This window comes from Pseudomonas sp. R43(2017), from assembly GCF_002112345.1.
Classification (GTDB): Bacteria; Pseudomonadota; Gammaproteobacteria; order Pseudomonadales; family Pseudomonadaceae; genus Aquipseudomonas; species Aquipseudomonas kribbensis.
Genome location: NZ_NEHJ01000002.1, coordinates 149,732 through 172,961, shown reverse-complemented (window position 1 = coordinate 172,961; position 23,230 = coordinate 149,732). Strand labels below are relative to the sequence as shown.

Sequence of the window (23,230 nt, the reverse complement as noted above, 5' to 3'; positions counted from 1 at the left end):
GATTAATGTTCGATGTGTTCGTCCGGATGTTCATCGGGACGTTTGACGCGCCGCCCGTCCTCTTTCGAGAGTTGCGAGAAGATGGTCGCCGCCAGCATCGCCATGACACCCACGGTCACGAACGTCAGCTGGAACGCGCCCAGCACGGTTTCAACGCCATCATTGCCGATTTCCGCCGTGAAGCCGCCGAGCAACGCACCGGCGCAGGCCACCCCGAGGCTCAGCGACAACTGCGCAACCACCGACAGCAGGCTGTTGCCGCTGCTGGCGCTGGCGTCGTCGAGATCGATAAGGGTCACGGTGTTCATCGCGGTGAACTGCAGCGAGTTGATCGCGCCGAGAATCGCCAGCAGGCACAACAGCAGCCAATACGGTGTCTGCTCGCTGACCAGGCCCATGCTCGCCAGCATGATCCCCAGCGCCAGCGTGTTGCCGGTCAAAACGATACGATAGCCGAGACGCTCGATCAGCGGCCGCGCCATCCACTTGGCAAACATCGCTGCGGCGGCCAGCGGCAGCATGCTCATCCCGGCCTGCGACGGTGAATAACCCAGCGCCACTTGCAGCAGCAACGGCACCAGAAACGGCAACGCGCCGCTGCCCAGACGGGCGAACAGGTTGCCGATGATCCCCACTGCAAACGTCCGGGTCTTGAACAGTGAAGGCGCGAACAGCGGGTTCTCGACACGCCCTGCGCGCAGCCAGTACGCCGCCAGACAGGCCATGCCGCCGAACAGCAGCAACATCACCCGCAGGTGCGGCAGATGCAATTCGCCAAGGCCTTCCATGGCGATGGTGATCAGAATCATCGCCGCGCCGAACAGCAGGAAACCCAGGCTATCGAAGCGCGTGCGCTCGGTGCCGCGCAGGTCGGGAATGAACTTCCACACCGCATAGCAACCGATGACACCGACCGGCAGGTTGATCAGGAAGATCCAGTGCCACGTCAGGTATTGCACCATCCAGCCGCCCATGGTCGGGCCGATCAGCGGCCCGAGCAGGCCGGGAATGGTGATGAAACCCATGATCCGTACGAGTTCAGAGCGCGGGTAGGCGCGTAACACCACCAATCGCCCGACCGGCAGCATCAGTGCACCGCCGAGGCCCTGAATCACCCGGGCGCCGACCAGCATGGTCAGGCTGCTCGACAGGGCGCAGAGCAGCGAGCCGATGCTGAACAGCAGGATCGCGCCGAAGAAAATCTTCTTGGTGCCGAAGCGGTCGGCGATCCAGCCCGAGGCCGGAATCAGCAACGCCACGGTGAGCATGTAAGCGATGACCACACCTTGCATGCGCAACGGGTCTTCGGCCAGATCCCTGGCCATGGCCGGCAGGGCGGTGTTGAGGATGGTCCCGTCGAGGGACTGCATGAAGAAAGCGATGGCGACGACCCACGGCAACCAGCGGGCGGTGATGGCGTCGAGAGGCGGGCGGTTGGGCATGGAACCTCTTGTAGTTGGAGTTAATGCATATCCATGGTCGAGCTCGGTCAATGTGGGAGCGAGCTTGCTCGCGAAAGCGGTCTGTCAGTCAACTTCAATGTTGGATGAACAGGCCTATTCGTCGGATCGCCGCCCGGAGCAAGCTCGCTCCCACAGGGTGTTACAAGGTCAAGGTCAATCGGCTCACCAACGCTCCCGGCAACAACGCCGACGACGTATTGCGCTGGCTGTAGGTGCTCGCCGACAGCAGCAACTCACGCTCGGCAGTCAACGCTTCCAGCTGCGAACCCAGCAGGCTGTAGGCACTGTCGTCGAAACGCATGGTGCTGACCGGCGCCTGAATCTCGCCGTTCTCGACCCAGAACGTGGCAAACCGGGTCATGCCGGTCAGGCGCGCCGCCGGTTGATCCGAGAAGTTCAGGTACCACAGGTTGCTGATGTACAGCCCGGTGCCCAGTTGCTTGAGAATCTCCGCTTGCGGCAGATCACCGGCGCCCATGTTCAGCGCGCTCGGTGATTCGCCACCGCCGGCACCGTTGGCCGTCAGACCGTACTCGGCAGCACTGCGCGAACCCACCAACTGGTCACCCGCTTTGCCTTCGATGATCAACCGCAAATCGCTGCGCGGATAACCTTCACCGGAAAACGCCGGGCTCAGCGAGCCGCTGACTTTCTCGTCGAGGGACACCAGCGGGCTGAACGTCTGATCGCCGGCATAGAGTTTCTGCAACGGGCTGCTCTTGCTGGCAATCGACTGCGCCGAGAAACCGCCCCAGCACAACATGCCCATGATTTCTTCCAGGGCTGCCGGTGCCAGATAGGCGCGGTATTGTCCCGGTGGCAGGGTGCGCAACGGACGACCGAGAAACGCGAGTTGTTCGCGGGCCTGCTGGAAGCGTTTGGCGAACTCTTCGCTGTTCCAGTCATGCCCGGCGTAGCTGGCTTTCACCGCTTCGCCGTTCTCGTGGAACAGGCTGAAGTCGAAGTTGAAGCTGTTGGCCTGATGCCAGCCGAACGCGCCGGAAGAGCTGGCGAAACCACGGCTGATCGGGCCGGCAGCGTAGAAACCGACCAGATCCAGCCCTTCGGCCGCCTCGGCGATTTCAGCGACCACCTGCTCGGTGTCCGGCAGCGGATGTTCCTGCACGTTCTGGCTCTGCCAGCCGTTGTGGTTGAGCAGCAGGTACGGATCCTGCGGCAGCAGCGGCAGGGTTTCGCGCAGTTGTTGCAGGCCTTCGGCGAGGCGTTGCAGGTCGGTCGATTGCTCGCCGGACAGGGTGATGTGCAGGTCGGCATGGCGGCCATCGTCGATCAGTTTCAGACCGATACCGGCTTGTTGCACTTGCCCGGCCTGACGCACCTTCGCGTGATTGAAGCGCACGAAGGCCGACGATTCGGCGTCGTAACTCAGCGTGAACTGTTCCGGCTCGCGCACGGCATCGCGCAGCCAGTTGACCAGCACCTTGAAGGCCTCGACCTGGCTCTTGGAAATACTCATCAGGCGTCTCCCCCAAACACATCAACATTGCTGAACACGCAGGCCGGCGAAGCGTGGCCGACGCGGATCACCTGGTTCGGTTCGCCCTTGCCGCAGTTCGGTGTGCCTAGCACTTTGGTGGTGCTGGCGTTGCCGACTGCGCGCAGGCTTTTCCAGAAGTGCGCGGAAATGCCCCGGTAGTTGGGGTTTTTCACCACGCCCTTGAGTTCGCCGTTTTCAATCAACTGGCCCCATTCGCAGCCGAACTGGAATTTGTTCCGCGCGTCGTCGATCGACCACGAACGGTTGGTGCTCATCAGGATGCCGTTTTCGATGCCGCCGATCAGTTGTTCCAGCGACTGGTCGCCCGGCTCGATATTGAGGTTGGCCATGCGGTCGATCGGCGGTCGGTTCCAGCCGCAGGCACGGCTGTTGGCGACACCGTCCAGGCCCGCGCGGTACTGCGACAGCGCACCGCCCAACGGCCGTACCAGCAGGCCTTCGCGAATCAGGAATTGCTTGCTGGCCCTGGAGCCGTCGTCATCGTGGCCATAGCTCGCCAGCTCTTCGGGAATGTCCGGATCGAAGGTCACGTTGAGCAGTTTCGAGCCGTATTGCAGGCTGCCGAAGTCCGAGGCTTTGACGAAACTGGTGCCGGCGTAATTGCGCTCGTCGCCGAGAATCCGGTCCAGTTCCAGCGGGTGGCCGATGGATTCGTGGATCTGCAGCATCATCTGGTCGGGCATCAGCAGCAGGTCGCGCGGGCCTTGCGGAGTGTTCGGCGCGAGCAGCAGTTGCAGCGCCTGATCGGCGACTTGCGGACCGGCACCGATCAAGCCGCAGCGGCTGATCACGTCGGCGCCGCCCTGCTGGCCGAAGTTCTCGCGGCCGAGGCTGCGGGTCTGGCTGTCGTTGCCGTCGTAGGCGGTGACGTCCAGGCCCGGATAGACGAAGCGCTGGGCCTGGCGCAATTCGGCCCCGGCGCTGCTCAGGTAGATCTGTTCGACGTGGGTGATGCCGATACTCACTTCCCAATTCACCAGGCGCTCATCCTTTGGCACCGAGGCGGATTCCGCGCCGAGCAGCTCGAAGCATTCGCTCAGGGACGGGAAGGGTTGTTCCAGATTGGGTGAAAAGTAGTCGGCGCGGTCGCTGGACACCGGCTGCCGGCTCAGGTCGAGCAGGGCGTGGGGCTTGATCCGCCGGGCCTGCTGTTCGGCGCGCTCGAGGGCGGCTTGCAGGCCTTGTTGCGACAGGTCATTGGTCGCGGCGTAGGCTTCGACGCCGTTGACGCGAACGGTGAGCATCGCGCCTTCATCGCGGCTCAGGCTCGGCGGCTCGGCGACGTTCTTGCGCACCGACAGGTACTGGCCGGACTCGCGTACATACCGCAAGGAAAAAAACTCGGCGCCCGTGCGCAAGGCAGCGAAGCGCTGCTTGAGCTGGGGGTGGAAATCGAACATCAGGGAACCTCCTTGTTATGGGAGTAGCGGCGAAGCGGATTCGGCGGGGAGGGGTGAAACGATTGCGCGAGGACTAGAGTAGGCCTGCGTCGGGGTAGGATCAAGTGAAGAGGGGGTGTAGGAGAATTTACTTGAAACAGAGGGATTTGTGCTGAATGTGAGGACCCCATCGTCGGAACGCCGCCCGGAGCAAGCTCGCTCCCACAGTTGAAATGCATTCCAAATGTGGGAGCGAGCTTGCTCGCGATTAGCCTTGATGCGGTGTAGCTGAATTACTGAGCAACAGCACTCACATCACGCAGTGCCTTGCCTTTCACCGGCGCATCGCCAGCGACGTAGTACGGCGCCTTGCTGCGTGGCAGTGGCTGACGGCCACGGATCTTGTCGGCGATTTTCTCGGCCATCATGATCGTCGGGGCGTTCAGGTTGCCGGTGGTGATGATCGGCATGATCGAGGCATCGACCACGCGCAGACCCTGCATGCCATGCACACGGCCCTGGCCGTCCACGACCGCCATTTCGTCGGTGCCCATTTTGCACGAGCAGGACGGGTGGAACGCGGTTTCGGCGTGCTCGCGGATGAACTTGTCCAGCTGCTCATCGGTTTGCACTTCGATGCCCGGGCTGATTTCACGGCCACGGAAAGCGTCCAGTGCAGGCTGTTGCATGATTTCACGGGTCAGGCGGATGCCGTCGCGGAATTCCTGCCAGTCCTGCTCGGTGGCCATGTAGTTGAACAGGATGCTCGGGTGCTGGCGCGGGTCTTTCGACTTGACCTGGATGCGACCACGGCTCGGCGAACGCATGGAACCCATGTGCGCCTGGAATCCGTGCTCTTTCACACCGTTGCTGCCGTTGTAGTTAATCGCTACCGGCAGGAAGTGGTACTGGATGTTCGGCCATTCGAATTCCGGACGGGTGCGGATGAAACCGCCCGCTTCGAACTGGTTGCTGGCGCCGATGCCGGTGCCGTTGAACAGCCACTCGGCACCGATGGCCGGCTGGTTGTACCAGAGCAGCGACGGGTACAGCGAGACCGGTTGGGTGCAGGCGAATTGCAGGTACAGCTCGAGGTGGTCCTGCAGGTTTTCGCCGACGCCCGGCAGATCGTGAACGACCGGGATATCGAGGCTTTCCAGCAGTTTCGCCGGACCGACGCCGGAGCGTTGCAGCAGTTGCGGCGAAGCGATCGCGCCGGAGCAGACGATGACTTCTTTACGGGCACGGGCTTCAACGCGCTCTTCGGCAGCGCCGACCAGGTAACGCACGCCGATGGCGCGCTTGCCTTCGAACAGAACCTTGTCAGTCAGGGCGTGAGTGACGATGGTCAGGGTCGAACGCTTCTTAGCCACGTCCAGGTAACCACGGGCAGTGGAAGCACGACGGCCTTTCGGCGTCACGGTGCGGTCCATCGGGCCGAAGCCTTCCTGCTGGTAGCCGTTCAAGTCTTCGGTACGCGGGTAACCGGCCTGCACGCCGGCTTCAACCATGGCGTGGAACAGCGGGTTGTTGCCTGCCTTCGGCGTGGTCACGCTGACCGGGCCTTCGCCACCGTGGTAGTCGTTCGGACCGATGTCGCGGGTTTCCGCTTTACGGAAGTACGGCAGGCAGTCGAGGTAAGTCCAGTCTTCCAGGCCTGGCAGTTTTGCCCAGCCGTCGTAGTCCATCGCGTTGCCGCGGATGTAGCACATGCCGTTGATCAGCGAGGAGCCGCCGAGGCCCTTGCCGCGGCCGCATTCCATGCGACGACCGTCCATGTACGGTTCCGGATCGGTTTCGTACGCCCAGTTGTAGCGACGACCCTGCAGCGGGAAGGCCAGTGCGGCCGGCATCTGCGTGCGGAAGTCCATGCGGTAGTCCGGGCCGCCCGCTTCGAGCAGCAGGACGGTGACGCCTTCGTCTTCAGTCAGACGGGTCGCCAGGGTGTTACCGGCAGAACCGGCACCCACAATGATGTAATCGAATTCCTGGGACATTGAATGCACCCTCTTTATATGTGGTCAGGTCGGGGCCTCGGCGAGTGCTGTGCACTCGAATCGCTGGCAAGCCAGCTCCCACAAGGATTGGGAGTTGCCACGGATTTGGTGGGCGACACACAAACCTGTGGGAGCGGGCTTGCCCGCGAAGAGGCCCTCGCAGGCAATACAAGACGCGGGTTTTAGAACACCGAGACGTAATCGCCCAGCTCGACCTGTACCGATTTGATGCGAGTGAAGTTGTTCAGCGAGCTGATGCCGTTCTCACGGCCGACGCCCGACTGCTTGTAACCGCCAACCGGCATTTTTGCGTCGGACTCGCCCCAGGCGTTGATCCAGCAGATACCGGCTTCCAGTTGATGAATCACGCGGTGGGCGCGGTTCAGGTCGCGGGTGACGATACCGGCGGCCAGGCCGAAGTCGGTGTCGTTGGCGCGGCGGATCACTTCCTCTTCGGTTTCGTAGGTCAGGATCGCCATTACCGGGCCGAAGATTTCTTCACGGACGATGGTCATGTCGTCGGTGCAGTCGGTGAATACGGTCGGTGCCACGAACGCGCCTTTGGCGAATTCGCCGTCGGTCATGCGCTCGCCGCCGCACAGAACGCGGGCGCCTTCTTCTTTACCCTTGGCGATGTAGCCCAGCACGTTTTCCATGTGCGCGAAGCTGACCAGCGGGCCGAAGTTGGTGTTTTCGTCTTCCGGGTTGCCAACGCGGATGCGCGCAACGCGCTCGACGATCTTGGCTTCGAAAGCGGCTTTCAGGTGGCTCGGCACGAATACGCGAGTGCCGTTGGTGCAGACCTGACCGGAGCTGTAGAAGTTGGCCATCATGGCGGTGTCGGCGGCGCGATCGAGGTCGGCGTCGTCGCAGATGATCAGCGGGGACTTGCCGCCCAGTTCCATGGTCACGTCTTTGAGCGACGAAGCCGAAGCGCTGGCCATTACTTTTTTGCCAGTGTCGGTGCCGCCGGTGAAGGAGATTTTCTCGATGCGCGGGTGCTCGGTCAGCCAGGTGCCGACTTCACGGCCGCTGCCGGTCAGGACGTTGAACACGCCGTTTGGAACGCCGGCTTCGGTGTAGATCTCGGCCAGTTTCAGGGTGGTCAGCGAGGTGACTTCGCTTGGCTTGAAGATCATCGCGTTACCGGCCGCCAGGGCTGGAGCGGATTTCCACAGGGCGATCTGGATCGGGTAGTTCCACGCGCCGATACCGGCAACCACGCCCAGCGGCTCGCGACGGGTGTAGACGAATGCGGTGTCACGCAGCGGGATCTGCTCGCCTTCGATGGCGGGTACCAGGCCTGCGTAGTATTCCAGCACGTCGGCGCCGGTGACGATGTCGACGTACTTGGTTTCAGAGAAGGCTTTACCGGTGTCCAGGGTTTCCAGGGCAGCCAGTTCATCGTTGCGCTCGCGCAGGATGTCGACGGCGCGACGCAGGATGCGCGAACGCTCCATGGCGGTCATCGCAGCCCAGATTTTCTGGCCTTTTTCGGCGCTGACTACTGCGCGCTCGACGTCTTCCTTGGTCGCACGTTGCACTTGTGCGAGGACTTCACCGTTAGCCGGGTTGATGGCTTCGAAGGTGGCATCGCTGCCGGCGTCGGAGTACGCGCCATCGATGTAGAGTTTTTGCAGTTCGAAACGGGCCATAGTGTCCTCGCAAGTGCATAAGTGGTTGGCGTTGACCACCGCGATCAGGCTGCGGTGGCGTTCAGGGGCCGAGCGTTTTCTCTGTGCTCTAGCTCACCTTCTTGGCCAATTGGAAATCCATGTATTCGTAAGCGATCTGTTGCGCCTGCGCAGTGTCGAAAGCGTCTCCCGACAGCGCGCCGCGCAACCACAAGCCGTCGATGAGAGCTGCCAGTCCACGGGCGGCGGTGCGCGCATCTTCGAGCGGCAACACACGGCGGAACTCGCAGCACAGGTTGGAATACAGACGGTGATCGTTGATCCGCTGCAACCTGTGCAAAGACGGCTGGTGCATGCTGGTGGCCCAGAAGGCCAGCCAGGTTTTCATTGCCGGGCCATTGACCTGGCTGGCGTCGAAGTTGCCTTCGATGATCACCTGCAGATGCGCCCGGGGGCTGCTGTCTGCCAGCGCCTGACGGCGCGCGGTGACGTTCTCGCTAAGGACGCTCATCAGATACCGCATCGTGGCGGCAATCAGGCCGTTCTTGTCCTGAAAATAGTGACTGATGATGCCATTCGAGACACCGGCCAGACGGGCGATCAGCGCAATGCTGGCGTCCCCCATTCCGACCTGATCGACCGCCTGCAAAGTGGCTTCGATCAGTTGTTGGCGGCGGATGGGTTGCATACCGACCTTGGGCATCTTGCACATCTCCTTAGGCCTTCCGACGGGCGATAAACGCCGATCGGATTGAGGGCCAGTCTATTTTGTTTTGATTGAACGTTCAATCAACAAAGAATAAGATCTGCGACAAATCGTCGCTGCCTACAGATTTTTCCTACGAGTAAGTGGCGATAAACCGACATCCGAAAATGCTCGAAACCTGCGCGGGGCAAGGCGCGGTTCGACGTTCGATGGACGTGTTGAATGGGCAAGACGCTCGAGGCCAGGTTTCGGATGAACGTCCGGACCTCGGCCACGACGGCGATTCGCGGTGCCATCTCTGCAGGTTCGGGCTTTTTTCGGGGTGTCTTTATATCACCCGCCGGTCGGCTGCCAACTAACCGATTGGTCGGGTTCCGTGTTGCCTTGTGTTCTTCTCTCGCACTGCCTGGAGCATTTGTGCCATGAGTTCTGCCTCGCTTATAAAGACCCCGCCCGAGAAGGTGACGGTCAACGGTTGGGTGTTCTACACCTCTACCGTGCTGATTCTGTTGTTGACCGCCATTCTGATCATCGCCCCGCAAGAGGCCGGCAGAATGTTGGGAGTGGCTCAGGCCTGGTTGTCCCGCAGCTTCGGCTGGTACTACATGGTGGTGATCGCCGCTTACCTCGTTTTCGTGGTGGGCCTGGCGTTTTCCTCCTACGGCAAACTCAAACTGGGTAGCAAGGACGACACCCCTGATTTCAGCTACGGCGCCTGGGCGGGGATGCTGTTCTCGTCGGGTATCGGTATTTCGCTGCTGTACTTCGGCGCGTCCGAGCCGCTGGATCACTACTTCAACCCGCCGGAAGGCGCATCGGCTACCAACCTGGCGGCACGTCAGGCTGTCCAGCTGACTTTCCTGCACTGGGGCCTGCACGGCTGGGCGATCTACGCACTGGTCGGTCTGGCCGTGGCCTATTTCGCTTACCGTCACAACCAGCCGCTGGCACTGCGTTCGGCGCTGTACCCGCTGGTGGGCGAGCGTTGGGTCAAGGGCGCTGCCGGTCATGCGGTAGACGGCTTCGGCATGTTCGTGACCCTGCTGGGTCTGGTGACCAACCTGGGGATCGGCTCGCTGCAAGTGTCCTCGGGCCTGGAAAACCTGTTCGGCATGGAGCACAGCAACACCAACCTGCTGATCGTGATCATCGTGATGAGCACCGTGGCGACCATCGCTGCCGTGTCCGGCGTGGAAAACGGCATCCGTCGTCTGTCCAACCTCAACATCATCCTGTTCAGCGGCCTGCTGATTTTCGTGCTGCTGTTCGGCCCGACCCTGCACCTGCTCAACGGCTTCGTGCAGAACATCGGCGACTACCTCAACGGCGTGGTCATGAAGACCTTCGACCTGTACGTCTATGAAGGCGACAGTGCCAAGTCCGACCGCTGGCTGGGCCTGTGGACTCTGTTCTACTGGGCATGGTGGATTTCCTGGGCCCCATTCGTAGGCATGTTCATCGCGCGTATTTCCCGTGGTCGTACCGTGCGTGAACTGGTGGCCGGTGTGCTGCTGATTCCGCTGGGCTTCACCTTGGCGTGGCTGTCGATCTTCGGTAACTCGGCACTGGACCTGGTGATGAACCACGGTGCGGTGGAGCTCGGCAAAACGGCGCTGGAACAGCCGTCGATGGCGATCTATCAGTTGCTGGAACACTACCCGGCGTCGAAAGTCGTCATCGGTGTGTCGATCTTTGTAGGTTTCGTGCTGTTCCTGACCCCGGCCGACTCCGGCGCGGTGATGATGGCCAACCTGTCGTGCAAGGGCGGCACTGTCGACGAAGATGCCCCGCACTGGCTGCGGATCTTCTGGTCGGTCGTGATTACCCTGGTGACCATCGGCCTGCTGTTCGCCGGTAACTTCGAAGCCATGCAGACCATGGTGGTGCTGGCCGGTCTGCCGTTCTCGGTGGTGCTGGTGTGCTTTATGTTCGGCCTGCACAAGGCGATGCGCCAGGACATGCAGATCGAACAGGAGCAAGCGCAACTGGCTGAGCGCGGTCGTCGTGGTTTCAGCGAGCGTCTGACTCAACTGGACCTGCAACCGAGCCAGTCGGTGGTGCAGCGCTTCATGGACAAACACGTCACTCCGGCGCTGGACGATGCGGCTGCACAGCTGCGTGCCCAAGGCCTGGAAGTGCAGACGCTGCTGGGTAAATCCAAGCGTTGCATGGGCGTGCGGGTCGAGATGGAAGAGGGCAACCCTTTCGTCTACGAAGTGAGCCTGGACGGCTACCTGGCGACCCCGACCGAATCGGCCCAGTCCGATGAAGCGCGCCAGCGTTACTACCGCGCCGAGGTGTACCTGCACAACGGCAGCCAGGATTACGACCTGATGGGCTTCACGCAGGATCAGATCACACGCGATGTGCTCGATCAGTTTGAAAGCCATCGGCAGCTCCTTGGCCGGGTGTACAGCTAAAAGCGATTGTTCATTCCCACGTTCTGCGTGGGAATGATGAAAACAAAAACGCCGCGATCCTCTCGCGGCGTTTTTGTGTCTGCTCTCTTTACCCCAGGTTCTTCCCAAGCAGCGCGTGATACAGCTCGCTGTCCCCGAGAATCCCCACCACATGGTTATTGTCGTGCAGCACCAGTTTGTTGCCGGTCTGGTAACGAATCTGCAACGCGTCACGCATGCCGATGTTCGAGTCCACCAGCGTCGGACGACGATCGAGGCCTTCCACCGCTTGCCCCGGCACCCAGTTCTGCAGGTCGAGCACCGAGCCGTTCTTGCGTGCACCCTTGATGGTGTTGCCTTCGGCCAGGTCCAGCCATGAGTCGCCGCCCGGATCGAGGCACACAGAGCCGTTGATGCGTTTGCAGTTGTCCAGGGTGCGCATCAGGCTGCGACCGCAGAGCACGTTCAGCGGATTGGTGTGGGCGACGAAGGTGCGCACGTAGTCGTCCGCAGGGTTGAGCACGATCTCTTCCGGCACGCTGTACTGGATGATCCGGCCGTCTTTCATGATTGCGATGCGGCTGCCGAGTTTGAGCGCCTCGTCGAGGTCGTGGCTCACGAACACGATGGTCTTGCTCAGCTTGCGTTGCAGTTCCAGCAATTCGTCCTGCAGGCCCTGACGGATCAGCGGGTCGAGGGCCGAGAACGGTTCGTCCATCAGCAGAATGTCGGCGTCCATCGCCAGTGCCCGGGCCAGGCCCACACGCTGCTGCATGCCGCCGGACAGTTCGTTGGGTTTCTTGTTGCGCCACTGGGTCAGGCCCACCAGCTCAAGTTTGTCATCCACCAGTTTGCGCCGTTCTTTCTCGGGACGGCCCTGCATTTCCAGACCGAAGCTGATGTTCTCGCGCACGGTCAGCCACGGCATCAGGGCGAACTTCTGGAACACCATGGCAATGCGCTTGGTGCGCATCATTTTCAGTTCGGCCGGGCTGCAGGAGGCGATATCGATCTGTTTGCCTTCATGCTCGACGAACAGCTTGCCACGGCTCACGGTGTTGAGGCCGTTGATGCAGCGCAGCAGGCTGGACTTGCCGGAGCCGGACAAACCCATCAGTACGCAGATTTCGCCTTTCTCGATGTCCAGACTGGCTTTTTCAACGCCGACAATCTGCCCGGTCTTTTTCAGGATCTCGTTACGGGTCATGCCCTGATCCAGCAGCTTGAGTGCCTCGCGCGGATCCTTGGCGAAGATAACGTCTACGTTGTCGAAGCGGATTATGCTCATGCGTCACCCCCTACTTTGGCGTCGGGTTGTTTGCAGATACGGTCGAGCATGATCGCCAGCAGTACGATCGCCAGGCCCGCTTCGAAGCCCAGGGCGATATCAGCAGTGTTCAGTGCGTTGACCACCGGTTTGCCGAGTCCGTCGGCGCCCACCAGTGCCGCGATCACCACCATCGACAGCGACAGCATGATGCACTGGGTGATGCCGGCCGCGATGCTCGGCATGGCGTGGGGCAATTCGATCCGTGAAAGCAGTTGGCGACGCGAGCAGCCGAAGGCCTTGCCGGCGTCCATCAGTTCTTCCGGGACATCGCGGATGCCCAGGTAGGTCAGGCGGATCGGCGCAGCGATGGCGAACACCACCGTGGAGATCAGGCCCGGGACCACGCCCAGCCCGAAGAGGGTCAGGGTAGGAATGAGGTAAACGAAGGTCGGTACGGTCTGCATCAGATCGAGCACCGGCCTCATCAAAGTGTAGAACATCGGTTTGTGCGCGGCGACGATGCCCAGCGGCACGCCGATGACCACGCAGACCAGGGTCGCGAACATGACCTGGGCGAGGGTTTCCATGGTTTCCTGCCAGTACCCCAGGTTGAGGATCAGCAGAAAGGAGGCGATCACGAAGGCGGTCAGGCCCCATTTGCGTTGAATGAAGTGCGCGAGCAGAGCGATGAGGCCGATCAACACCAGCGGGTTGAACCAGGTCAGCGCAAACGTCACGCCGTGGATCATCGTTTCCAGGGTCACGGCGATTGCGTCGAAGGTGCTGGCGCCGTGTTGCGTCAACCATTCAACGAAGCCCGCGATGTACTGGCCTAAAGGGATTTTCTGATCAATCAGCATGGTAGTGAACGTCCGCATGCAAGGAAATAACAGCCCGGGCGGGACTGGCCCGCCCGGCATAAGCGATTACTGATTCAGCTTGGCTTTCACGGCCTCCAGGCCAGGTTTACCGTCAATGGTGGTCACGCCAGCGAGCCAGGTATCGAGCACCTGTGGATTCTTTTTCAGCCAGGCTTTGGCGGCCGCTTCAGGCTTCATCTTGTCGTCGAGGATGTTGCCCATCAGGGTGCTTTCCATGTCGACGGTGAACTCCAGATTCTTCAACAACTGACCGACGTTGCTGCATTCCTCGACGTAGCCCTTGCGGGTGTTGGTCGCGACAGTAGCGGCGCCGAAATCCGGGCCGAAGAAGTCGTCGCCGCCGGTCAGATATTGAATCTTGAAGCGCTTGTTCATCGGGTGCGGCGCCCAGCCGAGGAACACCACGGCGGTGTCGCGCTTCTGCGCACGGTCGACCTGCGAGAGCATGCCCGCCTCGGAGGATTCGACGACCTTGAAGCCGGCGTCTTTCAGGCCGAAGGCGTTCTTGTCGATCATGCTCTGGATCAGGCGGTTGCCGTCGTTGCCAGGCTCGATGCCGTAGATCTTGCCGTCGAGCTCTTTCTTGAATTTGGCGATGTCGGCGAAGTCATGCAGGCCCTTGTCGTACAGCGCCTGCGGCACGGCGAGGGTGTATTTGGCGCCCTTGAGGTTGGTGCGCACCACTTCCACGGTGCCGGCGTCGCGGTAGGCCTTGATGTCGTTTTCCATGGTCGGCATCCAGTTGCCGAGGAATACGTCCATGTTCTTGCCGTCGGCCAGCGACTTGTAGGTCACGGGCACGGAGATCATGGTGGTCTTGGTCTTGTAGCCGAGGGCGTCGAGCACCACGCTGGTGGTCGCGGTTGTTGCGGTGATGTCGGTCCAGCCGACATCGGAGAAGTTAACGGTACTGCACTGCGCCGGTTCTGCGGCTTGAGCCAGTAACGGCAGACTCAGCATGGCGGCCAACAACAACGACGGGGAACCTTTCATGGATGGACTCCTTGGTGTTTTTTTTGGCAGTGTTCCGACTGGACCACCGCACTTATAGGTTGCGGTTGGATGGCGTTCTGGAGACAGCTCTGTCACGGCGCCTTGCAATCGAGTCGATACGATCATGTACCAGTGAAAATCTGACGCCTACAGGGTGCGTCGTATCCAGTACAGGGATGGTCGCATCCAGTGTCAGTGACGTCGTTTACAGCTTTTTTCAGCCCTGTTTGGCCATCTGAACCGCATAAAAACGGCGAAAACACGGGCGAAAACCGGCACGGCGTTCGTGGGCATGAGTGCGTCGGTGTCAGACGCCGTGCGACCCGGGAAAAGCCTGATGATGCGGGCATTCCGGCGGATCGCAGCTTGAGCGTAGCAGCTCCGCCAGCGGGCGCTTCACGCCCCGGACCGGCACTCTCAGGAGCTCTGCATCAATGGCTATCAGCGTTTTCGACCTGTTCAAAATCGGCATTGGTCCCTCCAGTTCTCACACCGTCGGGCCGATGCGCGCCGCGGCGCTGTTCGTCGAGTCGCTGCGCGACAAATTTCTGCTGGAACAAGTGCGGCGGATTGAAGTGCAACTGTTCGGTTCGCTGTCGGCCACCGGCGTCGGTCACGGCAGCGACAACGCGGTGATCATGGGCCTGATGGGCGAGTGGCCGGACGCAATCGACCCGTCGCAGATCGGCCCGCGGATCCAGGCCCTGCGCGAAACCCATACCCTTTTACTGGATGGTCGTTTGTCGGTGCCTTTTATATGGGCCCGCGACATGCGCCTGATCGACGAGAACCTGCCGTTCCACCCCAACGCCATGACCCTGGTTGCCGAAGGCGATCACGGCGAGATACATCGCGACACCTACTATTCGGTCGGCGGCGGTTTTGTCGTCGATGAGGCGCAGGCGTCCAGCGGTGTGGTAGATCTGGATCGCACCGAATTGCCCTATGACTTCTCCAGCGCCGTCGAACTGCTGGAGCTATGCAAGCAGAACAACCTGCGCGTGGCCGAACTGATGATGGCCAACGAAAAAGTCTGGCGCAGCGAAGAGGAAATCCGCGCCGGGCTGATGAAGCTCTGGCGGGCGATGCAGGATTGTGTCGAGCAGGGCCTCAAGCACGAAGGCATCCTGCCGGGCGGCCTCAATGTGCGTCGGCGTGCGGCCAAGTTGCACCGCAGTCTTCAGGAATTGAACAAGCCCAACGTGATCGGCTCGACCCTCAGCGCCATGGAGTGGGTCAACCTGTTCGCCTTGGCGGTCAATGAAGAAAACGCGGCCGGCGGGCGCATGGTCACGGCACCGACCAACGGCGCAGCCGGGATCATTCCTGCGGTGCTGCACTACTTCATGAAGTTCAGTGAAGCGGTGACCGACTCCAACGTGGTCGATTATTTCCTCGGCGCGGCGGCGGTGGGGATTCTGTGCAAGAAGAACGCCTCGATCTCCGGCGCTGAAGTCGGTTGCCAAGGCGAGGTCGGTTCTGCCTGCGCAATGGCGGCGGCGGGGCTGGCGGAAGTGCTCGGCGCCACGCCGGAGCAGTTGTGCAACGCGGCGGAAATTGGCCTGGAGCATAACCTCGGTCTGACCTGCGATCCGGTGGGCGGTCTGGTCCAGGTGCCGTGCATCGAGCGCAACGCGATTGCGGCGGTGAAGGCGATCAACGCGGCGCAGATGGCCTTGCGCGGCGATGGTCAGCACTTTATTTCGCTGGACCGGGTGATCCGCACCATGCGCGATACCGGCGCCGACATGCATGACAAATATAAGGAAACTTCACGGGGTGGATTGGCGGTCAGCGCGGTGGAGTGCTGATACGCCGACAGCGCCAGACCAGTCAAAACTGCGCACCAAGTGAGCATCGACAATAAAACGCGCCACCTTTTGGCGCGTCGCAATCAGATAAGAGTGTTTCCCACCCGCATGGCCGGATTCGCGCCGGCTACCGTCCGTCATCCGTGCCAGCGGTGACACTGTAGGACAATCCCCCGCAGCCCTGTTCCCACAAGTGCTACCGATCTGCTCACGCACGCCGGGGCAGGGCTTTCACCGCCGCTGATGGCACTTCGAACAACCTTTCGTCGGACGGCTTGTATAGACGCGTCGCGACGTCGTTTTCAGGAGTTATTGAACAGCCATTCAATTTTAGGCATGGCAATTGCTCTGTCATAACAAAGCCCCGTCTCACGCAAGAGAACGATGGCAATAACAAGAGCCTCCGCCTGAGGCCATCACCTGCTTTGTGTGAGGAGATACCGCGATGACGTCGTTCAACTCCGGGGCTCAACCCCAGAACCGTGCGCCTCAATCCATCGGCTTTCTGCTGCTGGACAATTTCACGCTGATTTCCCTGGCTTCCGCAGTCGAACCGCTGCGTATGGCCAACCAGTTGTCCGGTCGCGAGCTGTATCGCTGGACCACCCTCACCGTCGACGGTGGCCAGGTCTGGGCCAGTGACGGTCTGCAGATCACCCCCGACGCCTCCATGCACAAAGCCCCGGCCCTCGACACCATCATCGTGTGCGGCGGGATCGGCATTCAACGCACCGTTACCCGTGAACACGTCTCGTGGCTGCAAAGCCAGGCGCGCCAGTCCCGTCGCCTCGGCGCCGTGTGCACCGGCAGTTGGGCACTGGCCTGCGCCGGCCTGCTCGACGGCTTCGATTGCAGCGTGCACTGGGAATGTCTGGCAGCGATGCAGGAAGCTTTCCCGCGTGTGGCGATGAGCACCCGTCTGTTCACCCTCGACCGCAACCGTTTCACCAGTTCCGGCGGCACCGCGCCGCTGGACATGATGTTGCACCTGATCAGCCGCGATCACGGCCGTGAACTGTCCGCCGCGATCTCCGAGATGTTCGTTTACGAGCGCATTCGCAACGAGCAGGATCACCAGCGCGTGCCGCTCAAGCACATGCTCGGCACCAACCAGCCGAAACTGCAGGAAATCGTCGCGCTGATGGAAGCCAACCTGGAGGAGCCGATCGACCTCGACGAACTGGCGGTGTACGTCGCCGTGTCCCGTCGCCAGCTCGAGCGCCTGTTCCAGAAATACCTGCACTGTTCGCCGTCGCGCTACTACCTCAAGCTGCGTTTGATCCGTGCCCGGCAACTGCTCAAGCAGACGCCGATGTCGATCATCGAAGTGGCGTCGGTCTGCGGGTTCGTGTCGACGCCGCACTTCTCCAAGTGCTACCGCGAATACTTCGGCATTCCGCCGCGTGACGAACGCGTCGGCTCCAACACCACCCAGCAGGTGGCGATGCTGCCGCTGCCGCAAGCCATCGTGATGTCGCCGCTGTCCGGGCCGATGTCGGCGCTGAGCCAGGCGCGCAACGAGTCGACCTTCGCCAGCGTGCGTCTCTGAAACGAAAGATCGCAGCCTGCGACAGCGCCTTCAGGAAAGGCACTGTCGCAGGCTGCGATCTTTTTTCGGTCAGGTATCAGGCGCGGGTCTGCTGGTACTGCGCCAGGGCCGGCAGCAATTGCTTGTCGATGGCTTCGCGCACGATCGGCTGGATGCTCGCGCTGCTGGTGTACATCTGCTTGACCATGGTGCGCAGCGTGTTGGCCCGCACATCGTCCAGACCGCGCACGGCGCACTCGCAGGCCTGCTGGGCCGTGGAGCCGGACGGTACTTCGAATCCCAACGACTTGAGTTGGCCCAACAGGTCTTCCTGATCGATCAAATCGGCATACATCATGACGCGAATCCTTCTTTGGCAACGGAGGTCGTGACTCGATTCTGGTAGGCCTGTACAGGCACGGCAAGGGCGATTTGTCGCAGTGGCCGCGACGACTATGAACAGGTCGTTTTCGGCTAACTCGCCGGCCAGGGGAGTGGGCACACTGGCCTCAGCTCGCTTCACGAAGGTTTGGTCACCCTCGGCATGGCAGCTCCTCAACAGTACCCTCGCCCCGATCCTGTCACGGCTTGTATCGGGGCTTTTTTTGCCTGCGAATAACGATGACGCGGTCTAGCGTTGCAGCACCAGAATCCGCGACAGCAACTCGTCCCGGTCGATGTAGCAGCCCTGAAAATGCCGGGCCCCGGTGGTCGGGTCGAAGGCGTTGCGCGCATGCAGGGTGCGGCGGTTGTCGAAGCACCACAACTCGCCGGGATTGAGCCGCTGCATCACCTGGAAACGCGGCTCGCGGGTCATGGCGATGAAGCGCCGATAGGCTCGATACAGCAGCGGCATTTGCTCCACGGACGTGTCGAATGCACCGCGCAGAAAGTTGGCCATGCGGATTTCCGCAACCCGGCCCAGCGCATCCAGGGCAATGATCGGCGCGAGGCAGCGATAGTCGCTGTGGCGGTCCTTGTTGCGAAACTCTACCGGGATCTCGCACAGCGCCTTGAACGACGCGGGATCTTCCTGGCGCAACGCTTCGGCAATCGCAAAACCGTCGACGAAAATACTCTCGCCACCCTCGGCTTCGTTCACCAGACAATGCAGAAATTGCAGCCCCGGTTGCAGCTCGCGGGTCGGCAGGTCGGTGTGCAATGGCAGGTTGAATGCGGTGTAGGCATTGCTGTCGGCATCGGCCTTGGATTGCACGTTGAACAGCACGCCGAAATTGCTCTCGCGGATGAACGAAATGCGCTGGGCGATCAGCTTCAGCGAGCCGGGTTCGGTGGGCACGCCGCGGACCTGGGTCAGGCCGATGTCGCGTACCGCCAACAACCATTGCAGCAGTGCGGCGTTGTCGTTCATCAGCGCTGAATAGTCGAACACCGGCAACTGCAAATCGCTGTGCCACAGAAAGGCTTTCGGTTTGGCGGCGAGGCGCTCGGCACGGGATTCGTCGTCATAGGCGTGGGCCCGCAACCAGCCCGCATCGAAGCGGCTGAGGTGGCCGTCCTGCCAGTCGATGCGCAGGCAGCCGTCGGTGTCGATATGCGCGGCGGAGGGCGACAGGTCCTGCGCCGCATCGACGATCTCGAACACTTGCTCGCGGGTAACGCTGTAGACGCACTGCGGACACGGGCAGTTGTCCCGCAGCCACACGTGGTGGAACGGGCTGACGCGCCCGTCGGCCCATTCGATCAGAACGCGATCCGCAAGGTTCTGCACGCCGTTCAGCGCGCTGATCAACGGATAAGTACGGAAATCGGCAACTGCGGCGGCGGTTTGCATGGCGGCTCCTTGCGATGGGTGGATTTACCGGGCTGGTGGCAGGGCGATGACCCGGCCGATATAAGCGGGAGCGGGCAGGTCGGCCTGCTCGGCGACGATGGCTTGCAAGCGGCTCAGGGTGTCCGGGGTGAACGGTGCCGAGCGCGGCCCGGCGAGGTCGACGTGCAGCAGCATCTGTTCGTTGCCGGCCAGCTCCTTGTCACCACCGGCCAGGTGCAGGCTGTGATAGAGGTGCAGGCGTTTCTGGTCGTGACCGATGATCTGTGTACGCACTTCGACCTCGGCATCGAGCTTCACTTCGTGCAGGTAGTTGAGGTGCAGTTCGAGGGTGAACAGCGAGTTTCCGCTGGCTTCGCGGTTGTTGCTGTCCATGCCGAGACGATCCATCAGGGCGTCGGTGGCGTAGCTGAAGATCAGCAGGTAGAAGGCATCGCGCAGGTGGCCGTTGTAGTCGACCCAGTCGGGGATGATGCGGGTCTGGTAGGTGGTGAGGGTGGGCATGGTATCTGTTCCAACATTGATGTTGTCTGGGCTGCCGTCTTCGCGAGCAAGCTCGCTCCCACAGTTGAAATGCAGTCTCCTGTGGGAGCGAGCTTGCTCGCGAAGAGGCCAGAATTGCTGGCGCAAGGATTACTCGCTGAAACTCATTCCATGCTTCTCTTTGGTGGTCTTCACCGCCTCAAGCACCGCCAGCAAACAATCATCACGATAGCGCTCCAGCGCCGAAATACTGTGGCGGCCCAGTTGATCGCTGGTGCCATCCACCACATCGTCGATCAGCTTGTCGGTCAGTTCCGGTGCCGGAAGGTACGTCCACGGCAACTGCAACGCCGGGCCGAACTGCGACATGAAGTGGCGCATGCCGGCATCGCCACCGGCCAGGGTATAAGTCAGGAACGTACCCATGAACGACCAGCGCAGGCCGGCACCAAAGCGGATCGCATCGTCGATTTCACCGGTGGTCGCCACGCCGTCGTTGACCAGGTGCAGCGCCTCGCGCCACAGCGCTTCGAGCAGGCGGTCGGCGATGAAACCGGGCACTTCCTTGCGTACATGCAGCGGGCGCATGCCGAGGGATTCGTAGACTTTCATCGCCGCTTGAACCGCTTCCGGCGCGGTGTTCTTGCCGCCGACCACTTCCACCAGCGGCAGCAGGTAAACCGGGTTGAACGGGTGACCGACCACGCAACGTTCCGGGTGGGTCGAGCTCTCGTAGAACTCGCTCGGCAACAGGCCCGAAGTGCTGGAACCGATCAGCGCATTCGGCTTGGCCGCTGCGCTGATCTTGCTGTGCAGCTCCAGTTTCAGTTCGAGGCGTTCCGGGGCGCTTTCCTGGATGAAATCCGCGTCGCGCACGCACTCTTCAATGGTCGCCACAAAGCGCAGGCGATCCTGCGAAGCGCCCGGCGCCAGGCCGTTTTTCTCCAGCGCGCCCCAGGCGTTGGCCACGCGTTTGCGCAGCGCCGCTTCGGCACCCGGCGCCGGGTCCCAGGCCACCACGTCGAGGCCGTGGGCGAGGGCGCGGGCGACCCAGCCGCTGCCGATGACGCCGCTGCCCAGTGCTGCGAAGGTTTTGATTTCGGTGATAAAGCTCATGGTTATTTCCTAGGAAAATTCGGTGATTCCCTGTGGGAGCGAGCTTGCTCGCGAAAGCGGCGGCACTGCTGATGAAGATGCTTCGGATGTACCGGCCTCTTCGCGAGCAAGCTCGCTCCCACAGGGTTTGATGTGTGGCCGTCAGCCGCGCTGGGTCAGCCCCATCTTCTTGCGACCTTCAGCCGGGGTCAGCACCCGGGCGCCGAGGCGGCTGAGGATCTCGGTGGCGCGTTCGACCAGTTGGCCGTTGGTCGCCAGTACGCCTTTGTCCAGCCACAGGTTGTCCTCCAGGCCTACCCGCACGTTGCCGCCGAGCAGCACCGCTTGCGCGGCCATCGGCATCTGCATCCGGCCGATGCCGAATCCGGCCCACACGGCGTCGGCCGGCAGGTTGTCGACCATGGCTTTCATGGTGGTGGTGTCGGCCGGCGCGCCCCACGGGATGCCCAGGCACAGCTGGAACAGCGGGTTGTCGAGCAGGCCTTCCTTGATCATCTGTTTGGCGAACCACAGGTGACCGGTGTCGAAAATCTCCAGCTCCGCCTTCACGCCCAGCTCGGTGATGCGCTTGGCGCCGGCGCGCAGTTGCGCAGGCGTGGAGACATAAATGGTGTCGCCGTCGCCGAAGTTCAGGGTGCCGCAATCCAGCGTGCAGATTTCCGGCAGCAGCTCTTCGACGTGGGCCAGACGGGTCAGCGGGCCCACCAGATCGGTGTTCGGGCCGAACTCCATCGGGTTCTCGCCCGGGCCGATTTCCAGGTCGCCCCCCATGCCGGCGGTGAGGTTGACGATGATGTCGACGTCGGCTTCGCGGATGCGCTCCATGACTTCGCGGTACAGCGCCACGTCACGGCTGAACTTGCCGGTCTGCGGGTCGCGGACGTGGCAGTGCACGACGGTGGCGCCGGCCTTGGCCGCTTCGACGGCGGCTGCGGCGATCTGCTTTGGAGTGACCGGCACGTGAGGGCTCTTGGCGGTCGTGTCGCCAGCACCGGTGAGTGCGCAGGTGATGATGACGTCGTGATTCATGGTGCGTTTTCCTTCAGGCGTGATGGGTCTGTCCGCAGCCCGGGGCGGGCTGCGAAACATCGGTCAGTTCCCTCTCCCTCCGGGAGAGGGTTAGGGTGAGGGGCTTTTCAATTGAGGTTTATTTGCTGGTGAGCTGGAGGTTTTCAGCCGCCGGTTTGCCATCGAAGGTCGTCACGCCTTCGAGCCAGCGCTGTTTGTCCTGCGGGTGATCCTTGAGCCATTGCTTGGCCGATTCGAAGGCGTCCTTGTGATCGAGCAGCGGCTGCATCATCCGGCTCTCGTCTTCGGCGGTGAACGTCAGGTTGCTCAGCAGGCGGCCGACGTTCGGGCATTGCTCGGCGTATTTCGGCGCGGTGACGGTCCACACGGTGGCCATGCCTTCGTTCGGGCCCAGGGCGTCGTCGCTACCGGTCAGGTAGGTCATCTGCACGTTGACGTTCATCGGGTGCGGCGCCCAGCCGAAGAACACCACGGCTTCCTTGCGGCGCACGGCGCGGTCGACGGCGGCGAGCATGCCGGCCTCGCTGGATTCCACGAGCTGGAACTTGCCGAGGCCAAATTGATTCTTGGCAATCATCGCCTTGATCTGGGTGTTGGCGCCCGAGCCTGGCTCGATGCCGTAGATCTTGCCGCCCAGTTCTTTCTCGAACTTGGCGATGTCGGCGAAGGTTTTCAGGCCCTTGTCGGCCAGATAGGTCGGCACGGCGAGGGTGGCGCGGGCGTCTTTCAGGCTCGGCGCCGGAAGGACTTTGACCTGATTGGCATCGACGAATGGGGTGATGGTCTGGGTCATCAGCGGGTTCCAGTAGCCGAGGAACAGATCCAGACGCTGGTCGCGGATGCCGGCGAAAATGATTTGCTGGGAGGCGCTGGTCTGTTTGGTGTTGTAGCCGAGGCCGTCGAGCAGAACCTGGGTCATGGCGCTGGTGGCGATAACGTCGGTCCAGTTCACGACGCCCATGCGCACGTTCTGGCACGAGGCAGGTTCGGCCGCCATGACACTGGCGCTTAAAAACGCGGTACCGCTGAGTGCGAGAACACAGCTGCTGATCAGTCGTTTCATGTCGGGTTCCTCGGCAGGTCGTTATTGTGGGTCCCGGCGTCTGATGCGCCGGTGATGCTCAAATTACGCAGCAATGCCCCCGTAAAAACGCACTGCGGCGACCAGCTCTTGCACTGCAGCGACCTGTGCTCTTGAATGCCGCCGACAACTGGCGTATCAACGTTGCA

General features: G+C 61.7%; 18 protein-coding genes. 3 read left to right on the top strand and 15 right to left on the bottom strand.

The annotated features are described in order from the left end of the window. Nucleotides 1-2: 2 nt before the first annotated feature. The 6 genes from mdtD to betI form a co-directional block, all read right to left on the bottom strand. On the bottom strand, nucleotides 3-1,442 hold the full coding sequence (gene mdtD / locus CAG02_RS05315; RefSeq protein ID WP_085709132.1) for a multidrug transporter subunit MdtD: 1,440 nt from the start codon (nucleotides 1,440-1,442) through the stop codon (nucleotides 3-5). 160 nt (nucleotides 1,443-1,602) lie between these two features. After that, on the bottom strand, nucleotides 1,603-2,940 hold the full coding sequence (locus tag CAG02_RS05310) for a TldD/PmbA family protein (RefSeq protein WP_085709133.1): 1,338 nt from the start codon (nucleotides 2,938-2,940) through the stop codon (nucleotides 1,603-1,605). Further along, on the bottom strand, nucleotides 2,940-4,382 hold the full coding sequence (locus CAG02_RS05305) for a TldD/PmbA family protein (protein ID WP_085709134.1): 1,443 nt from the start codon (nucleotides 4,380-4,382) through the stop codon (nucleotides 2,940-2,942). Before CAG02_RS05305 ends, CAG02_RS05310 begins: the two co-directional genes overlap by 1 nt. Nucleotides 4,383-4,654: 272 nt before the next feature. Next, entirely contained in the window at nucleotides 4,655-6,358 is a 1,704-nt protein-coding gene (gene betA, locus CAG02_RS05300; protein ID WP_085709135.1) for a choline dehydrogenase, read from the bottom strand. Nucleotides 6,359-6,540: 182 nt separating this feature from the next. Then, nucleotides 6,541-8,013: a betaine-aldehyde dehydrogenase gene (betB, locus tag CAG02_RS05295; RefSeq protein ID WP_085709136.1), complete on the bottom strand. Its 1,473-nt coding sequence runs from the start codon at nucleotides 8,011-8,013 to the stop codon at nucleotides 6,541-6,543. Nucleotides 8,014-8,101: 88 nt separating this feature from the next. Beyond that, nucleotides 8,102-8,695, bottom strand: coding sequence for a transcriptional regulator BetI (betI, locus tag CAG02_RS05290; protein ID WP_085688616.1), 594 nt, complete (start codon nucleotides 8,693-8,695; stop codon nucleotides 8,102-8,104). A 425-nt stretch (nucleotides 8,696-9,120) separates the two neighbouring features. On the opposite strand from betI, the gene betT reads away from it, so the two are divergent. Continuing rightward, nucleotides 9,121-11,118 (top strand): choline BCCT transporter BetT, encoded by a 1,998-nt coding sequence (betT, locus tag CAG02_RS05285; RefSeq protein WP_085709137.1) that lies wholly within the window; start codon nucleotides 9,121-9,123, stop codon nucleotides 11,116-11,118. Nucleotides 11,119-11,206: 88 nt separating this feature from the next. On the opposite strand, the gene choV is transcribed toward betT, so the two are convergent. The 3 genes from choV to CAG02_RS05270 all read right to left on the bottom strand — a co-directional run bounded on the left by choV (nucleotide 11,207) and on the right by CAG02_RS05270 (nucleotide 14,241). After that, nucleotides 11,207-12,385 carry a choline ABC transporter ATP-binding protein gene (gene choV / locus CAG02_RS05280; RefSeq protein ID WP_085709138.1) on the bottom strand — a complete coding sequence of 393 codons (1,179 nt, stop codon included), beginning with the start codon at nucleotides 12,383-12,385 and terminating at the stop codon, nucleotides 11,207-11,209. Further along, entirely contained in the window at nucleotides 12,382-13,227 is an 846-nt protein-coding gene (gene choW / locus CAG02_RS05275) for a choline ABC transporter permease subunit (protein ID WP_085709139.1), read from the bottom strand. Before choW ends, choV begins: the two co-directional genes overlap by 4 nt. A gap of 66 nt (nucleotides 13,228-13,293) precedes the next feature. Next, nucleotides 13,294-14,241: a choline ABC transporter substrate-binding protein gene (locus CAG02_RS05270; protein WP_085709140.1), complete on the bottom strand. Its 948-nt coding sequence runs from the start codon at nucleotides 14,239-14,241 to the stop codon at nucleotides 13,294-13,296. A gap of 434 nt (nucleotides 14,242-14,675) precedes the next feature. Here CAG02_RS05270 and CAG02_RS05265 point away from each other — a divergent pair, with 434 nt between their 5' ends. After that, complete coding sequence (locus CAG02_RS05265) at nucleotides 14,676-16,052, top strand: L-serine ammonia-lyase (RefSeq protein ID WP_085709141.1); 1,377 nt, start codon at nucleotides 14,676-14,678, stop codon at nucleotides 16,050-16,052. 445 nt (nucleotides 16,053-16,497) lie between these two features. Then, nucleotides 16,498-17,601, top strand: coding sequence for a GlxA family transcriptional regulator (locus tag CAG02_RS05260; protein ID WP_065260190.1), 1,104 nt, complete (start codon nucleotides 16,498-16,500; stop codon nucleotides 17,599-17,601). Between the two features lie 76 nt (nucleotides 17,602-17,677). On the opposite strand, the gene CAG02_RS05255 is transcribed toward CAG02_RS05260, so the two are convergent. The 6 genes from CAG02_RS05255 to CAG02_RS05225 all read right to left on the bottom strand — a co-directional run bounded on the left by CAG02_RS05255 (nucleotide 17,678) and on the right by CAG02_RS05225 (nucleotide 23,063). Next, entirely contained in the window at nucleotides 17,678-17,938 is a 261-nt protein-coding gene (locus tag CAG02_RS05255) for a hypothetical protein (protein WP_085688602.1), read from the bottom strand. Between the two features lie 273 nt (nucleotides 17,939-18,211). Then, nucleotides 18,212-19,375, bottom strand: coding sequence for a gamma-butyrobetaine dioxygenase (locus CAG02_RS05245; RefSeq protein WP_085709142.1), 1,164 nt, complete (start codon nucleotides 19,373-19,375; stop codon nucleotides 18,212-18,214). Nucleotides 19,376-19,399: 24 nt separating this feature from the next. Next, nucleotides 19,400-19,876 carry a thioesterase family protein gene (locus tag CAG02_RS05240; protein WP_085709143.1) on the bottom strand — a complete coding sequence of 159 codons (477 nt, stop codon included), beginning with the start codon at nucleotides 19,874-19,876 and terminating at the stop codon, nucleotides 19,400-19,402. Nucleotides 19,877-20,005: 129 nt separating this feature from the next. Continuing rightward, nucleotides 20,006-20,971, bottom strand: coding sequence for an L-carnitine dehydrogenase (locus tag CAG02_RS05235; protein ID WP_007959763.1), 966 nt, complete (start codon nucleotides 20,969-20,971; stop codon nucleotides 20,006-20,008). Nucleotides 20,972-21,112: 141 nt separating this feature from the next. Further along, the gene (locus CAG02_RS05230) at nucleotides 21,113-22,000 is read right to left on the bottom strand and encodes a 3-keto-5-aminohexanoate cleavage protein (protein ID WP_064380223.1); all 888 of its coding nucleotides are present in this window, start codon (nucleotides 21,998-22,000) and stop codon (nucleotides 21,113-21,115) included. A 118-nt stretch (nucleotides 22,001-22,118) separates the two neighbouring features. Further along, nucleotides 22,119-23,063, bottom strand: coding sequence for a choline ABC transporter substrate-binding protein (locus CAG02_RS05225; RefSeq protein WP_085709144.1), 945 nt, complete (start codon nucleotides 23,061-23,063; stop codon nucleotides 22,119-22,121). Nucleotides 23,064-23,230 lie beyond the last annotated feature (167 nt).

Bases quoted from the DNA above. Each gene is read 5' to 3' on its own strand.
- choV (WP_085709138.1), bottom strand. From the start codon at position 12,385: ATGAGCATAATCCGCTTCGACAACGTAGACGTTATCTTCGCCAAGGAT.
- CAG02_RS05310 (WP_085709133.1), bottom strand. From the start codon at position 2,940: ATGAGTATTTCCAAGAGCCAGGTCGAGGCCTTCAAGGTGCTGGTCAAC.
- CAG02_RS05305 (WP_085709134.1), bottom strand. From the start codon at position 4,382: ATGTTCGATTTCCACCCCCAGCTCAAGCAGCGCTTCGCTGCCTTGCGC.
- CAG02_RS05245 (WP_085709142.1), bottom strand. From the start codon at position 19,375: ATGCAAACCGCCGCCGCAGTTGCCGATTTCCGTACTTATCCGTTGATC.
- CAG02_RS05255 (WP_085688602.1), bottom strand. From the start codon at position 17,938: ATGATGTATGCCGATTTGATCGATCAGGAAGACCTGTTGGGCCAACTC.
- CAG02_RS05260 (WP_065260190.1), top strand. From the start codon at position 16,498: ATGACGTCGTTCAACTCCGGGGCTCAACCCCAGAACCGTGCGCCTCAA.
- betB (WP_085709136.1), bottom strand. From the start codon at position 8,013: ATGGCCCGTTTCGAACTGCAAAAACTCTACATCGATGGCGCGTACTCC.
- CAG02_RS05240 (WP_085709143.1), bottom strand. From the start codon at position 19,876: ATGCCCACCCTCACCACCTACCAGACCCGCATCATCCCCGACTGGGTC.
- CAG02_RS05235 (WP_007959763.1), bottom strand. From the start codon at position 20,971: ATGAGCTTTATCACCGAAATCAAAACCTTCGCAGCACTGGGCAGCGGC.
- mdtD (WP_085709132.1), bottom strand. From the start codon at position 1,442: ATGCCCAACCGCCCGCCTCTCGACGCCATCACCGCCCGCTGGTTGCCG.
- betA (WP_085709135.1), bottom strand. From the start codon at position 6,358: ATGTCCCAGGAATTCGATTACATCATTGTGGGTGCCGGTTCTGCCGGT.
- CAG02_RS05270 (WP_085709140.1), bottom strand. From the start codon at position 14,241: ATGAAAGGTTCCCCGTCGTTGTTGTTGGCCGCCATGCTGAGTCTGCCG.
- CAG02_RS05265 (WP_085709141.1), top strand. From the start codon at position 14,676: ATGGCTATCAGCGTTTTCGACCTGTTCAAAATCGGCATTGGTCCCTCC.
- CAG02_RS05225 (WP_085709144.1), bottom strand. From the start codon at position 23,063: ATGAAACGACTGATCAGCAGCTGTGTTCTCGCACTCAGCGGTACCGCG.
- betT (WP_085709137.1), top strand. From the start codon at position 9,121: ATGAGTTCTGCCTCGCTTATAAAGACCCCGCCCGAGAAGGTGACGGTC.
- CAG02_RS05230 (WP_064380223.1), bottom strand. From the start codon at position 22,000: ATGAATCACGACGTCATCATCACCTGCGCACTCACCGGTGCTGGCGAC.
- betI (WP_085688616.1), bottom strand. From the start codon at position 8,695: ATGCCCAAGGTCGGTATGCAACCCATCCGCCGCCAACAACTGATCGAA.
- choW (WP_085709139.1), bottom strand. From the start codon at position 13,227: ATGCTGATTGATCAGAAAATCCCTTTAGGCCAGTACATCGCGGGCTTC.